Source organism: Pantoea sp. QMID4, assembly GCF_030270445.1.
Lineage (GTDB): Bacteria > Pseudomonadota > Gammaproteobacteria > Enterobacterales > Enterobacteriaceae > Pantoea > Pantoea vagans.
Window position 1 is genome coordinate 85,672 of sequence record NZ_BSXL01000011.1, and the last position, 13,824, is coordinate 99,495.

Consider the following 13,824-nt stretch of genomic DNA (forward strand, 5'->3'; position numbering starts at 1 on the left):
ATTAATACCCTTACGCCTTAGACGTTAATGCTTCGAAATTAACGTTGTGGTTAGTGTAGATGCAGATATCACCCGCGATATTCAGCGACTTTTCGACGATGTCGCGTGCGCCCATTTCGGTATTCTCCAGCAGCGCACGTGCCGCTGCCTGGGCGAAAGGCCCACCGGAGCCGATGGCGATCAGATCGTTTTCAGGCTGGATGACATCACCGTTACCGCTGATGATCAGAGAAGCTGACTCATCCGCGACGGCCAGTAAGGCTTCAAGGCGACGCAGCATACGGTCAGTACGCCAGTCTTTCGCCAGTTCCACCGCGGCTTTCACCAGATGGCCCTGATGCATTTCCAGTTTACGTTCGAAAAGTTCAAACAGGGTGAAGGCGTCTGCGGTGCCGCCAGCAAATCCGGCAATCACCTTATCGTTGTATAAACGACGCACTTTTTTAACGTTGCCTTTCATCACGGTATTGCCGAGCGTAGCCTGGCCATCACCGCCAATCACTACCTGGCCGTTGCGTCGTACACTTACTATTGTTGTCACGGGCAGACCCCTTGTTGCAGTCGGAAAAGGACTCCGCGCACGGGGCGCGGAGTATCATGCAACAGATATGGGGCAGGTTTGACGGGTTTCAACCCCCGACGGAGAGTGGAATACAGCTGGAGTGTCCGGAACTGCGCAGGCGTTTCAGGGTGCTGTCAGCGGATGCGCGGTCTTTATACGGACCGATAACCACACGATTCCAGCCGCCACCGGTCGTAATACGGCTTTCAAAACCTTCAAAGGCTAAGCCTGCACGTACCGATTCAGCCTGGTCAGTGCCTTTGAACGAACCACACTGCACCATCCAGCGCTGCGAAGAGGCTTTCTCCGCTGGTTTCGCCTTCGCTGTCTCCTGCGGTTTAGACTGTACGTCCGGTTCCCGCGTAATGGGGGCAGGCTGAGACTGGTGCTGTACGTTTTGCTGCTGCTGCTGACGTTGCTGTAATTGCTGCTGTTGCTGACGCTGTTGTTGTTGCTGCAACTGCTGCTGGCGCTGCTGGGCCTGCAACTGCTGACGCTGTTGCTGAACCTGTTGTTGTTGCTGATGTTGCAGTTGCTGCTGCTGTTGTTGCTGAACCTGCTGCTGCTGACGTTGCAGCTGTTGCAACTGCTGCTGATGCTGCAGCGTCTGCTGACGTTGCGCCGGCGTCTGTTCGTTCCACGGTACTTCGTTGAGCTGCGTTGGCTGCTGACGCATATCAGCCTGCATCTGCTCCAGCAACTGGCGCTGCTCGTCGGTCAGCTGTGTCTGCGACTTCACTTCGCCACCCGAAGAGGGTTCGATAGGCGTCGGCACGGTGACCTGACGGTTCTCCAGCTCTTTAATATATTTCCAGCGCTCTTCTGGCTTCGGCGGCAAGCCATTGCCGTTGGCTTTATGATCCGTAATGACCGGCACGTCTTCTTTCTTGTGATGCGCCAGGAACCATAAACCACCGGCAAAGGTCACCAACACCGCGACCGCCAGTACAATCATCAATTTAGATGTTCCCGAACCGCTTTTGCTCTTCTTGCCACGGCTGGGGCTTTTTTTGCGACGCGTCCCTGTTGAACGCCCGCGGCCTACGTAATCTTTTTGTGCCACTCTCGTTCTTATACCCTTCAAAATAGTGCCAGTTGGGCGAAATGATGATTTTTATGCGCCCGGCAAGGAGTCCGCCATGTTACTCAAGGGTCGGAACTTTGACCAGCAGTGTTCGCTTTAAGAATCTACTGAAAAAACCAGACGAACAGGCTTATTTTTCACGTTTTTTTGCGCGCGCCGTACTGCCACGAATCGTTAAGCCGGCATCCAGCAACCGCGATCCGCTGATCACCCGTTTGCCATTTAACTCATCCAGCAGCAGCAGCATCGCTTCCCGACCAATCTGGTAACGTGGCTGCGTCACCGTTGTCAGCGGCGGCTCGCAGTAACGTGACAGCTCAATGTCATCAAATCCCACTACAGAGAGATCCTCCGGTATCCGCAGTCCACAGCGTCTGGCCTGATTCATCGCCCCCAGCGCCATAATATCGCTGTGACAGAAAAGGGCGCGCGGCGGTTGTGGCAGGGTCATCAGCTGATTCATGGCGGTAACGCCGGCTTCAAACGTGAAATCACCGCGCACAATATAGGTGGGATCGACCGTCAGCCCGCTGCGTCGCATCGCCTGTACATAGCCCTGCAACCGATACTGACAGAGCGGCATCTCTTCCGGCCCGGCAATACAGGCGATCTGCGTGTGGCCTAACTGCAGTAAATGATTGACCGCTTCAAATGCGGCGGTCAGGTTATCAATGTGAACCGTGGGCAGCGACATTTGCGGCGCAAACTCATTCGCCATCACCATGGGCGGCAAGTTGCGTTGCTCATCAATGCTGGCATCAAAGGGCAACTGTGACCCGAGCAGCACCATGCCATCGATCTGTCGTGTGACCATCAGATTGAGAAAGGTTCGCTCCTGCTGATTCTGATGAGCGCAGTCACCAATCAGGACCAGATAGCCCTCTTCGGCTGCCGTGACTTCGACCCCACGAATGATTTCGCTAAAAAAGGGATCGCAGATGTCAGGGACAATCACCAGGATGGTTCGCGTTTCGTTACGCCGTGCGTTGCGCGTCAGGCCGTGTGCTGCATAGCCGACGGCGGCAACGGCCTGCTCGACTTTCTGGCGGGTCGCCGCAGAAACCTTCTCCGGATTCATCAGCGCACGCGATACGGTGGCGGTTGAGACGCCCGCATGCTCCGCGACATCCTTCATCGTGGCGGCGGGCGGTTGTTGATTCTGCTCCAACACATGCTCCTGACGCGTTATGGCGCGTTCGATTCTGTTTTTGCCTGACCTTAAAGCAATCCGGGCAACATTGTTAACGATTGCCCGGCTGGTTGTTACTTAATTTGCATAAAAATTGTGACTTATGCGACGTTTTTCGATCTGGCTCGCAGTGTCAACAAAAATCAGCTCTCGGTCGGGTCGATATCCAGCGTCCATTTCACTTTGCGCGCAGCGGGAAGTGTTGAAACCAGCGGCAACGAACTGCTCAGTAACTGTTGCAGACGTTGCCGGGAAGGATGCTGCAACAGCAGTTGCCAGCGCCAGCGTCCACTGCGTTTGGGCTGCAAAGCGGGCAACGGACCCATAAACCACATTGCCTTGTCATTCAGCGGGCTCGCCTCCAGCAGGTTGCGAAGTTGTTGCAGGAATTCGGCTGCCTGCTGGTTATCCATATCTTCCGCGCGGAACAGCGCATGGCGGCTCCAGGGCGGCAGGTGAACCGCCTGTCGCTCCAGCAGCGCCTGCTGCGCAAAGGCCGAATAACCCTGATGCAGCAGTGTCTGCAGTAAGGGGTGTTCCGGATGGTGCGTCTGCAGCAACACTTCGCCCTGCTTTCCGGCACGACCAGCACGGCCGGCGACCTGGGTGTAGAGCTGAGCAAAGCGCTCTGCCGCACGGAAATCGGCTGAGAACAGGGCACCATCAACATCCAGCAGCGAGACCAGTGTGACATCGGGGAAGTGGTGGCCCTTGGCCAGCATCTGGGTGCCGACCAGGATACGTGCGCCGCCGCGATGAACGTCAGCCAGATGCTGCTCCAGCGCCCCTTTGCGGCTGGTGGTATCACGATCGATGCGCGACACCGGCACGCCGGGGAAGAGTGTGCCGAGCTGCTGCTCCAGCTGCTCAGTGCCGACGCCGACAGGCAGCAGATGAGTAGACCCACACTGCGGACACTGATTAGGTAGCGGACGCTGGCTGTCGCAATGATGGCAGCGTAGCTGCCGGTGGTGCTGATGCAGGGTGTAGTAGCGGTCACAGCGGGTACACTCAGCAATCCAGCCGCAGTCGTGACAAAGCAGGGCGGGCGAAAAGCCGCGGCGGTTAAGAAACAGCAACACCTGATTGTCGGCCCGCAGATGCTGGCGCATTTTGCCAATCAGGCCGGGTGCCAGGCCGCCGATCAGCTGCACGCCTTTTAAGTCGATAAGCTGTTGCAGCGCCGGTCGGGCGTTGCCGGCGCGCTTTGTCAGGTCGAGCTGGCGATACTTGCCGCTGCGGACATTGTGCAGTGTCTCCAGAGCAGGCGTCGCCGAGCCCATGACAATCGGGATATCCTCTTCATGCGCACGAAAAACGGCCAGATCGCGCGCCTGATAGCGCCAGCCTTCCTGCTGTTTATAGGAGCTGTCATGCTCTTCATCAATAATGATCACGCCAGGACGGGCCAGCGGCGTAAACAGCGCCGATCGGGTGCCTATCACAATCGCTGTTTCGCCGCGCCGGGCACGTAACCAGACCGCCAGCCGTTCACTGTCATTTAAGGCAGAGTGCAGCACATCGATGGGCGCATCAAAACGTTCGCGAAAGCGGGCAATCGTCTGCGGGGTTAAGCCAATCTCCGGCACCAGCACCAGCGCCTGTTTACCACGTGCCAGCACATTTTCCAGCACGCTGAGGTAAACCTCGGTTTTGCCGGAACCGGTGATGCCCGCCAGCAGCCAGGCGGAATAATGTTCATCATCTGCCCGAATCGCACCGACGGCCATCGCCTGATCGGTGTTTAATCGCAGCCGTTCGCCTTTTACAGCATAAGTGGTGCGCCAGTCGTGCATCTGCGGCTGATGTTCATGCAGTTCGCATAACCCTTTAGCCCGCAATGCCTGTAATGTCGCCTCGGTGAGATCGTGTTCACTGACCTGGTGCCGATAGAGTGGTTGCTGACGCAGTGCTGCCAGCGCCTGCTGCTGTTTTGGTGCCCGCTTTAAACTTTCCGGCGCGGTTGCCCGGCCCTGCTCGGTGATTTCCCAGCGCCACAGGGGATTGTCCTGCGCCGCTTTGCCCTGGCGCAGCAGCACCGGAATCGCGTGGCTCAGCACTTCGCCCTGCGGCGAGTGATAGTAGCTGGCGGCCCAGTTCAGGATGCGCCACAGCGACGGCGGATAGAGAGACTCACTGTCCAGCACCTCAACCACGCGCTTGAGCTGTACTTCCGGCAGATCGCTGGTGTCACGAAAGGCGACCACAATCCCGATCATTCTGCGATTGCCAAAAGGCACACTCACGCGCCCGCCAATGACCGGCTGCGCACCCTGAGGCGGCAGATAGTCAAACAGACGGGGCAAGGGGACGGGCAGGGCAACCTGAACGACGGGCATAACTCTCTCTTTCCGGCTCAATCATCGGGGAAGCTAGTGTACACGCTGACCGCCTATGGCGGGTATCTCAGCATATATTTGCAGCAATCGAAACTTACCTGTATAATATGCCGCCTTCGGTTAGAAAGTTCTGGCCGGAGTACACCCTATAATGTTCAACCGCGTGTGGTGCTGTGCAGGTTAACGCCTGGCACGGAGAGCGACACGGCCTTCTATGAGGTTTCCCATGAAACAAGGTATTCACCCGAAATACGAAGCAGTTACTATCAAATGTACCTGCGGCAACGAGATCCACACCCGTTCAACACTGACTCACGAACTGAACCTGGACGTTTGTGGCAAATGCCACCCGTTCTATACCGGTAAGCAGCGTGAAGTGGCAACGGGTGGCCGTGTTGACCGCTTTAACAAGCGTTTCAGCGTGCCAGGCGCTAAAAAATAAGATTAAAAGGCACCTGAACCTGCGGGTTCGGCGGCAAGAAAAACCCAGCTTCGGCTGGGTTTTTTTATGCTCTGACGAATTAATATTCCCAGGTGTCAGGATCAATGCCCATATCGCGCATGATCTTTTTCGCTTCTTCGGGAATTTCATCGCTACGTTCTTTGCGCAGGTCCACGTCGTCCGGCAACGGTTGCCCGGTAAAGGCATGCAAAAAGGCTTCGCAAAGCAGCTCGCTGTTGGTGGCGTGACGCAGGTTGTTCACCTGACGACGGGTACGCTCATCCGTTAAAATCTTCAGCACGCTCAATGGGATAGAAACTGTGATCTTCTTGACCTGCTCGCTCTTCTTACCGTGCTCAGCGTACGGGCTGATATATTCGCCGTTCCATTCAGCCATGGGTTACCTTAATTAATAAACGTTAAATGTGAGGAAATCAGCGGATTATGCCTGATTTTTTCCTGCCTGACCCCTGATATGGCGGGTTTTCTTCGCTCGCTGCCTCTTCATCACAGAGGGGAACGCCAGGCGATGACGCATAATTTTAGCGGTTATTGCGTTTTTGCTCAATCTATACGCAAAGACATTTAGATGTCCAGATGTATTGACGTCTAATTAGAGGGTGATATTCTGTGGACTACATTTTCTTAACTCTTCAGGAACAATTCGCTCATGACGCGTAAACCGGCAACCATCGCAGTGCGCAGCGGTTTGAATGATGACGAGCAATATGGCTGCGTTGTCCCGCCCATCCACCTCTCTACAACCTATAACTTCCTGGATTTCAATGAGCCGCGTGCGCATGACTACTCCCGTCGTGGTAACCCCACACGTGATGTCGTACAGCGTACGCTGGCGGAGCTGGAAGGCGGAGCGGGTGCGGTATTAACCAATACCGGCATGTCGGCCATTCACCTGGTCACGACGGTGTTCCTGAAGCCTGGCGATCTGCTGGTTGCGCCACATGACTGTTATGGTGGCAGCTATCGGTTATTTGACAGCCTGAGTAAGCGCGGCGCTTATCGGGTGAAATTTGTCGATCAGGGCGATCCGGTGGCGCTGCAGGCAGCACTGGATGAAAAACCTAAACTGGTGCTGATTGAAAGCCCCAGCAATCCGCTGCTGCGCGTCGTAGATATCAGCGCGATTTGCGCCGCCGCGCGCACTGCGGGTGCCGTCAGCGTGGTAGATAACACCTTTATGAGTCCGGCGCTGCAGAATCCTCTGGCGCTGGGTGCGGACCTGGTGATCCACTCCTGTACTAAATACCTAAATGGTCACTCCGATGTGGTGGCGGGCGCAGTCATTGCCAAAGATCAACAACTGGCGACTGACCTGGCCTGGTGGGCAAATAACATTGGCGTGACCGGCGCAGCCTTTGACAGTTATCTGCTGCTGCGCGGCATTCGTACGCTTGCGCCGCGGATTGCAGCCGCACAACGCAACGCACTCGCGATTGTGGACTATCTGAAGCAGCAGAAGCGGGTGAAAAAGTTGTATCATCCTTCGCTGCCGGAAAACGCCGGACACGAACATGCGGTACGTCAGCAGCGCGGCTTTGGTGCCATGCTGAGTTTCGAGGTCGACGGTGATGAGGCGCTGCTGCGTCGCTTCCTGAAAGCGTTGCGGCTATTTACGCTGGCGGAATCGCTGGGCGGCGTAGAGAGTCTGATCTCCCATACCGCCACCATGACGCACGCGGGGATGTCGGCAGAAGCACGCGCGGCAGCAGGCATTTCCGATACGCTGCTACGGGTTTCTGTTGGTATTGAAGATCACGAAGATTTAATTGCCGATCTGGATAATGCATTCCGGATCGCAGCCGAGGGTTAAGCATGACGATTTCAGCAGGCGCGGGAACGCCGAATATCAGGCAGTTGCATAAGTTTGGCGGCAGCAGCCTGGCCGATGCGCGTTGCTATCAGCGCGTTGCCAGCATTATGGCGGACTACAGCCAGCCGGGCGATTTGATGGTGGTCTCCGCGGCAGGCTCAACCACCAACCAGCTGATTAGCTGGCTGAAGCTGAGCCAGAACGATCGGCTCTCTGCGCATCAGGTGCAACAGGCTTTACGGCGCTACCAAAGCGAACTAATCGGTGCGCTGCTGCCTGCTGAGATCGCCGAACCCTTAATCACTGCATTTATTCGCGATCTGGAAAAGCTGGCCGTTCTGCTGGATGCGCCGATCACCGATGCGGTCTATGCCGAAGTGGTCGGGCACGGTGAAATATGGTCGGCACGCCTGATGTCAGCGGTACTGAGCCAGCGTGACCTGCAGGCCTGCTGGCTGGATGCGCGTGAATTTCTGCGTGCTGAACGCGCTGCTCAGCCGCAGGTTGATGAGGGGAAATCCTGGCCCCTGCTGCAGACTTTGCTGGCGCAGCATCCGCAAAAGCGCATCGTGGTGACCGGCTTTATCAGCCGCAACGATGCCGGTGAAACCGTCCTGCTTGGCCGCAACGGCTCCGACTATTCTGCCACGCAGATTGGCGCGCTGGCGGGTGTCGGACGCGTGACCATCTGGAGCGATGTCGCGGGCGTTTACAGCGCCGATCCCCGCAAAGTCTCTGATGCCTGTCTGCTGCCGCTGTTAAGGCTGGATGAAGCCAGTGAGCTGGCGCGTCTGGCTGCTCCGGTGCTGCACACCCGCACGCTCCAGCCGGTTTCTGGCAGCGATATCGACCTGCAACTGCGCTGCAGCTATCAGCCAGAGCAGGGCTCAACCCGCATCGAGCGTGTGCTGGCCTCCGGGACCGGGGCGCGCATCGTAACCAGCCACGATGATGTTTGCCTGATTGAGATTCAGCTGCCAGAGCAGCATGACTTCGCCATCCTGCACAAAGAGATCGACCTGCTGCTGAAGCGGGCGCAGCTGCGCCCGCTGGCATTTGGCGTCCATCCTGACCGTCAGCTGCTGCAGCTCTGCTATACCTCTGAAGTGGTTAACAGCGCCTTCACACTGCTACAGGACGCCGGTTTACCGGGCCACCTGCAGCTGCGCGATGGCCTGGCGCTGGTGGCCCTGGTTGGCGCAGGCGTTACCCGTAATCCACTGCATACCCATCGCTTCTGGCAGCAGTTAAAAGATCAGCCTGTTGAATTCATCTGGCAGTCAGAAGAGCACATCAGCGTGGTGGCGGTGCTGCGCGTCGGGCCGACCCAGCATCTGATTCAGGGACTGCATCAGTCGCTGTTCCGCGCAGAAAAGCGCATCGGTCTGATGCTGTTTGGCAAAGGCAATATCGGTTCACGCTGGCTTGAGCTGTTTGCCCGCGATCAGGAAACGCTGTCAGCGCGCACCGGCTTTGAATTTGTGCTGGCGGGCGTCGCGGACAGCCGCCGCAGCCTGCTAAGCTATGACGGGCTGGATGCCAGTCGTGCGCTCGCCTTCTTTGATGATGAAGCGGTGGAGCGCGATGAAGAGTCGCTGTTTCTGTGGATGCGTGCTCACCCGTTCGATGATTTGGTGGTGCTGGATGTCACGGCCAGTACACCGCTGGCGCAGCAATATCTTGATTTTGCCAGCCACGGTTTTCATGTGATTAGCGCCAACAAGGTTGCGGGTGCGTCTGACAGTCAGACCTGGCGGCAGATTCGCGATGCCTTTACCAAAACCGGGCGTCACTGGCTCTATAACGCCACTGTTGGTGCTGGCCTGCCGATTAACTATACGGTGCGCGATCTGCGCGACAGCGGCGATACCATTCTGGCGATTAGCGGGATCTTCTCCGGTACGCTGTCCTGGCTGTTCCTGCAGTTTGATGGCACGGTGCCGTTTACCGAGCTGGTGGATCAGGCATGGCAGCAGGGTTTAACCGAGCCTGACCCGCGCGCCGATCTCTCGGGTCAGGATGTGATGCGCAAGCTGGTGATCCTGGCGCGTGAGGCGGGCTACAACATCGAGCCGGATCAGGTGCGGGTTGAATCGCTGGTGCCGAACAACTGTCTTCAGGGATCGATTGACCACTTCTTTGAAAATGGCGAAGAGCTGAACGAGCAGATGCTGCAGCGGCTGGAAGCCGCGCGGGAGATGGACCTGGTGCTGCGCTACGTTGCCCGTTTTGATGCTAACGGCAAGGCGCGCGTAGGTGTTGAAGCGGTGCGACCAGAGCATCCTCTCGCCGCGCTGCTGCCGTGCGACAACGTCTTTGCCATTGAGAGCCGCTGGTATCGCGATAATCCGCTGGTGATCCGCGGGCCGGGCGCAGGCCGGGATGTCACCGCCGGCGCTATTCAGTCCGATATTAATCGCCTCGCACAGCTGCTGTAATCCTCCCCCATCAGGCGCTTCGGCGCCTGTTTTCAACGTGTTGCCTCCTCCCTGTTGAAATCCCTTCATGTTGATTGAAAATTGATCACGGCGGATGACTATTTTTACGTTGACGGCACACTGAGATTGCGCCACTTTAAACATCTGGACGTCTAAACGTGTAGGTGTTTACGGGGCGATTATTAATCAGTGAGGGTGCAGGATGAGTTTCTTTCATGCCAATCAGCGCGAAGCGCTAAACCAGAGCCTGGCTGAACTGAACGGGCAGATTAATGTGTCGTTTGAGTTCTTTCCGCCGCGCACCAGCGAAATGGAAGAGACTCTGTGGTCCTCAATTGACCGCCTGAGCAGTCTGAAACCGAAATTCGTTTCTGTAACTTACGGCGCGAACTCAGGTGAACGCGATCGTACCCACAGCATTATCAAAGGCATTAAAGATCGCACCGGCCTGGAAGCAGCACCCCATCTGACCTGTGTTGATGCGACGCGTGATGAACTGCGCACCATCGCTCAGGATTACTGGAACAACGGCATCCGCCATATTGTGGCGCTGCGAGGCGATCTGCCACCTGGCAGCGGCAAGCCAGAGATGTATGGCAGCGATCTGGTTTCGCTGCTGAAAGAGGTCGGCGATTTTGATATCTCCGTCGCCGCCTATCCGGAAGTCCATCCCGAAGCGAAAAGCGCTCAGGCCGACCTGATTAATCTCAAACGAAAAATTGATGCAGGCGCAAACCGGGCCATTACCCAGTTTTTCTTCGACGTTGAAAGCTATCTGCGTTTCCGCGACCGTTGTGTCTCGACCGGCATTGATGTGGAAATCGTGCCGGGCATCCTGCCGGTCTCAAACTTTAAGCAGCTGCAACGCTTTGCCACGCTGACCAATGTGCGCGTGCCCGGCTGGATGAGCGCGATGTTTGCCGGTCTGGATGACGATCCGGAAACGCGCAAAATGGTGGGAGCAAATATCGCGATGGATATGGTGAAAATCCTGTCACGCGAAGGGGTGAAAGATTTCCATTTTTACACGCTGAACCGTGCCGAAATGAGTTACGCCATCTGCCACACGTTAGGGGTTCGTCCGGTTGCGGCGGCGGCTTAACCACTTTGCCTGAGCCAGTAAAAAAGTCGGGAATTTCCCGACTTTTTTATTGCTGCTCTCTGGCGGCGCGGAGTGTAATCCGCGCCTGACCAGGATTAACCGGTATTGCGCATGCCTGCTGCGACACCCGCAATCGTCACCATCAGAGCCTGCTCAACGCGAGCATCCGGTTCTTCACCCCGCGCTTCCTGCGCACGGGAACGATGCAGCAGTTCTGCCTGGAGTACGTTGAGCGGATCGGTATAGACGTTACGCAGTGCAATCGACTCGGCAATCCAGGGCTGGTCAGCCATCAGATGCGAGTCGTTGGCAATGGTCAGAACCGCTTTAATATCGGCATCAAGCTGGTCGCGCAGCTGTTTGCCTAACGGCCAGAGTGATTTGTCGACCAGACGCTGATCGTAATATTCCGCCAGCCACAGGTCCGCTTTCGAGAACACCATCTCCAGCATGCCCAGGCGGGTAGAGAAGAAGGGCCAGTCGCGGCACATCGCTTCAAGCTGATCCTGATGACCGGCCGCCATCGCCTGCTGCAGGGCAGCACCGGCACCGAGCCAGGCAGGCAGCATCAGACGGTTCTGCGTCCAGGCAAAAATCCACGGAATCGCACGCAGTGACTCTACGCCACCGGTAGGGCGCCGCTTGGCCGGACGTGAGCCGAGCGGTAATTTGCCCAGCTCCTGCTCCGGCGTCGCCGAACGGAAGTAGGGGACGAAGTCCGCATTTTCACGCACATACCCGCGATACATTGCGCAGGAGTCAGCCGAGAGCTGGTCCATGATGTCGCGCCATTCACGTTTTGGCTCCGGCGGTGGCATCAGGTTCGCTTCCAGAATCGCGCCGGTGTAGAGCGACAGGCTGGCGATCGTCACGGCTGGTAAGCCATATTTAAAGCGGATCATCTCGCCCTGTTCGGTCACACGCAGACCGCCGCGCAGGCTGCCTGGCGGTTGTGACAGCAGTGCGGCATGCGCGGGCGCGCCGCCTCGGCCAATGCTGCCGCCGCGTCCGTGGAACAGCGTCAGGGAAATCCCGGCTTTTTCGCAGGTTTTAATCAGCGCATCCTGTGCCTGATACTGCGCCCAGCTGGCGGCCATCACACCGGCATCTTTCGCCGAGTCAGAATAGCCAATCATCACCATCTGTTTACCCTGAATAAAGCCGCGATACCAGTCGATGCTCAGTAACTGGCTCATCACGTCGTTTGCGTTGTTCAGGTCATCAAGCGTTTCAAACAGCGGTGCAACCGGCATCGCATAACCGATGCCTGCTTCTTTCAGCAGCAGATGCACAGCCAGCACGTCGGAAGGGGTTTTTGCCATCGAAATAACATAAGCGGCGATAGAGCCTTGTGGCGCTTCAGCCGCAACGCGACAGGTCTCCAGCACTTCACGCGTCTCATCGCTGGGTTCCCAGCTGCGTGGCAGCAATGGGCGCCTGGCGTTCAGTTCACGGATCAGGAAGGCCTGTTTGTCCGCTTCGGACCAGCTTTCATAATCGCCGAGGCCCAGGTAACGAGTGACTTCAGCAATCGCTTCTGTATGGCGGGTGCTCTCCTGACGCAGATCGATACGCACCAGCGGCACGCCGAAGCATTTCACGCGGCGCAGCGTATCGAGCAGCTGACCGTTGGCGATAATGCCCATGCCGCACTGTTGCAGTGATTGATAGATGGCAAACAGCGGGTCCCACAGCTGCTCGTTGGAGACCAGCAGATCGGCCGGACGCGGCAGACGATCACCTTTCAGGCGGCATTCCAGGAATGACTGGGTAGACATTAACTGGCTGCGCAGGCGTTTCAGGATTACGCGATAAGGTTCCAGCGCTTCCGGATCGCCGCTGAGTTCGCGGATCTCTTCGCTGCACTCAGACATCGACAGCTCGGAAATCAATACGCCTATATCACGCAGGAACAGGTCTGTGGCTTTCCAGCGGCTTAGCTGCATCACATGGCGGGTGATCGATGCCGTGACGTTCGGATTACCGTCGCGGTCGCCACCCATCCATGAGGTAAACTGAACCGGCACGAAATCGACCGGCAGCTTGATACCAAAGGCCTCTTCGACCTGCTCATTCAGCTCACGCAGGAAGGCCGGAACGCCTTCCCACAGGCTGTTTTCCACGACAGCAAAGCCCCATTTGGCTTCGTCGACGGGGGTGGGACGATATTTGCGGATCTCATCGGTGTGCCACGCCTGTGCCACCAGCTGACGCAGACGGCGCATAATCTGGTTACGCTCGTAGTCGGAGACATCGCTGTGGTCGAGCTGTTTCAGACAGCTGTTCACTTCCACCAGCTTGTGAATCAGCGTACGACGGGTGATTTCGGTCGGGTGCGCAGTCAGCACCAGCTCCAGCGACAGCGACTCAATGGCCGCCAGAATGTCGGTTTCGCTGATATCTTTCTGCTGCTTCAGGGTATCAAAGGTCTTTTTCAGCAGTTCAGGATGGTGTTCACCTTCGCCGCTCTGCGAGATGGTCTGATACTGCTCCGCTACGTTAGTGAGGTTCAGAAACTGGCTGAATGCGCGTGCTACCGGCAGAAGCTCCTCGTTGGAGAGGTTCTGCAGCGTATTGAGCAGCTCTTTACGATGCGTATCATTGCCTGCACGGGATGACTTGGAGAGCTTACGGATGGTTTCCACCTGGTCGAGGATGTTCTCTCCCAGTGCATCCTTAATCGTATCCCCGAGCAGTTTGCCGAGCATACTGACATTACTTCGCATTGCGGAATATTGTTCGTTCATTGGACCCTGACACCCTTATCGTCTTTAAAAACTTCTACACCCGACCTTTCAGGCAGCAAAAAATCAGCAACATCGTGTTCCCGATAATCT

Annotated in this window: 10 protein-coding genes; 4 read left to right on the forward strand and 6 right to left on the reverse strand. The window is 56.9% G+C overall.

Annotated elements, in window-relative coordinates; genetic code table 11:
• Window positions 1–10: 10 nt before the first annotated feature.
• The 4 genes from hslV to priA all read right to left on the reverse strand — a co-directional run bounded on the left by hslV (window position 11) and on the right by priA (window position 5,174).
• On the reverse strand, window positions 11–541 hold the full coding sequence (gene hslV, locus QSK07_RS21195) for an ATP-dependent protease subunit HslV (RefSeq protein WP_098052037.1): 531 nt from the start codon (window positions 539–541) through the stop codon (window positions 11–13).
• Window positions 542–629: 88 nt separating this feature from the next.
• Entirely contained in the window at window positions 630–1,625 is a 996-nt protein-coding gene (gene ftsN, locus QSK07_RS21200) for a cell division protein FtsN (protein WP_285722922.1), read from the reverse strand.
• A gap of 151 nt (window positions 1,626–1,776) precedes the next feature.
• A complete protein-coding gene (gene cytR / locus QSK07_RS21205; RefSeq protein ID WP_098052039.1) occupies window positions 1,777–2,814 on the reverse strand; it encodes a DNA-binding transcriptional regulator CytR in 1,038 nt (345 codons plus the stop codon).
• 164 nt (window positions 2,815–2,978) lie between these two features.
• The gene (priA, locus tag QSK07_RS21210; RefSeq protein WP_285722924.1) at window positions 2,979–5,174 is read right to left on the reverse strand and encodes a primosomal protein N'; all 2,196 of its coding nucleotides are present in this window, start codon (window positions 5,172–5,174) and stop codon (window positions 2,979–2,981) included.
• Between the two features lie 226 nt (window positions 5,175–5,400).
• On the opposite strand from priA, the gene rpmE reads away from it, so the two are divergent.
• Window positions 5,401–5,616 (forward strand): 50S ribosomal protein L31, encoded by a 216-nt coding sequence (gene rpmE, locus QSK07_RS21215; RefSeq protein WP_003851227.1) that lies wholly within the window; start codon window positions 5,401–5,403, stop codon window positions 5,614–5,616.
• A gap of 79 nt (window positions 5,617–5,695) precedes the next feature.
• On the opposite strand, the gene metJ is transcribed toward rpmE, so the two are convergent.
• Entirely contained in the window at window positions 5,696–6,013 is a 318-nt protein-coding gene (metJ, locus tag QSK07_RS21220) for a met regulon transcriptional regulator MetJ (RefSeq protein WP_003851225.1), read from the reverse strand.
• A 273-nt stretch (window positions 6,014–6,286) separates the two neighbouring features.
• Here metJ and metB point away from each other — a divergent pair, with 273 nt between their 5' ends.
• The 3 genes from metB to metF all read left to right on the forward strand — a co-directional run bounded on the left by metB (window position 6,287) and on the right by metF (window position 10,987).
• On the forward strand, window positions 6,287–7,447 hold the full coding sequence (gene metB / locus QSK07_RS21225) for a cystathionine gamma-synthase (protein ID WP_098052041.1): 1,161 nt from the start codon (window positions 6,287–6,289) through the stop codon (window positions 7,445–7,447).
• Between the two features lie 2 nt (window positions 7,448–7,449).
• Entirely contained in the window at window positions 7,450–9,885 is a 2,436-nt protein-coding gene (locus QSK07_RS21230) for a bifunctional aspartate kinase/homoserine dehydrogenase II (RefSeq protein WP_285722928.1), read from the forward strand.
• A 202-nt stretch (window positions 9,886–10,087) separates the two neighbouring features.
• Window positions 10,088–10,987 carry a methylenetetrahydrofolate reductase gene (gene metF, locus QSK07_RS21235; RefSeq protein WP_285722930.1) on the forward strand — a complete coding sequence of 300 codons (900 nt, stop codon included), beginning with the start codon at window positions 10,088–10,090 and terminating at the stop codon, window positions 10,985–10,987.
• Between the two features lie 95 nt (window positions 10,988–11,082).
• Here metF and ppc read toward each other — a convergent pair whose 3' ends face one another.
• Entirely contained in the window at window positions 11,083–13,734 is a 2,652-nt protein-coding gene (gene ppc, locus QSK07_RS21240) for a phosphoenolpyruvate carboxylase (RefSeq protein WP_285722932.1), read from the reverse strand.
• Between the last annotated feature and the right edge of the window lie 90 nt (window positions 13,735–13,824).

Coding starts and splice junctions, on each gene's coding strand:
- priA (WP_285722924.1), bottom strand. CDS start 5,174: ATGCCCGTCGTTCAGGTTGCCCTGCCCGTCCCCTTGCCCCGTCTGTTT.
- rpmE (WP_003851227.1), top strand. CDS start 5,401: ATGAAACAAGGTATTCACCCGAAATACGAAGCAGTTACTATCAAATGT.
- metJ (WP_003851225.1), bottom strand. CDS start 6,013: ATGGCTGAATGGAACGGCGAATATATCAGCCCGTACGCTGAGCACGGT.
- metB (WP_098052041.1), top strand. CDS start 6,287: ATGACGCGTAAACCGGCAACCATCGCAGTGCGCAGCGGTTTGAATGAT.
- QSK07_RS21230 (WP_285722928.1), top strand. CDS start 7,450: ATGACGATTTCAGCAGGCGCGGGAACGCCGAATATCAGGCAGTTGCAT.
- metF (WP_285722930.1), top strand. CDS start 10,088: ATGAGTTTCTTTCATGCCAATCAGCGCGAAGCGCTAAACCAGAGCCTG.
- ppc (WP_285722932.1), bottom strand. CDS start 13,734: ATGAACGAACAATATTCCGCAATGCGAAGTAATGTCAGTATGCTCGGC.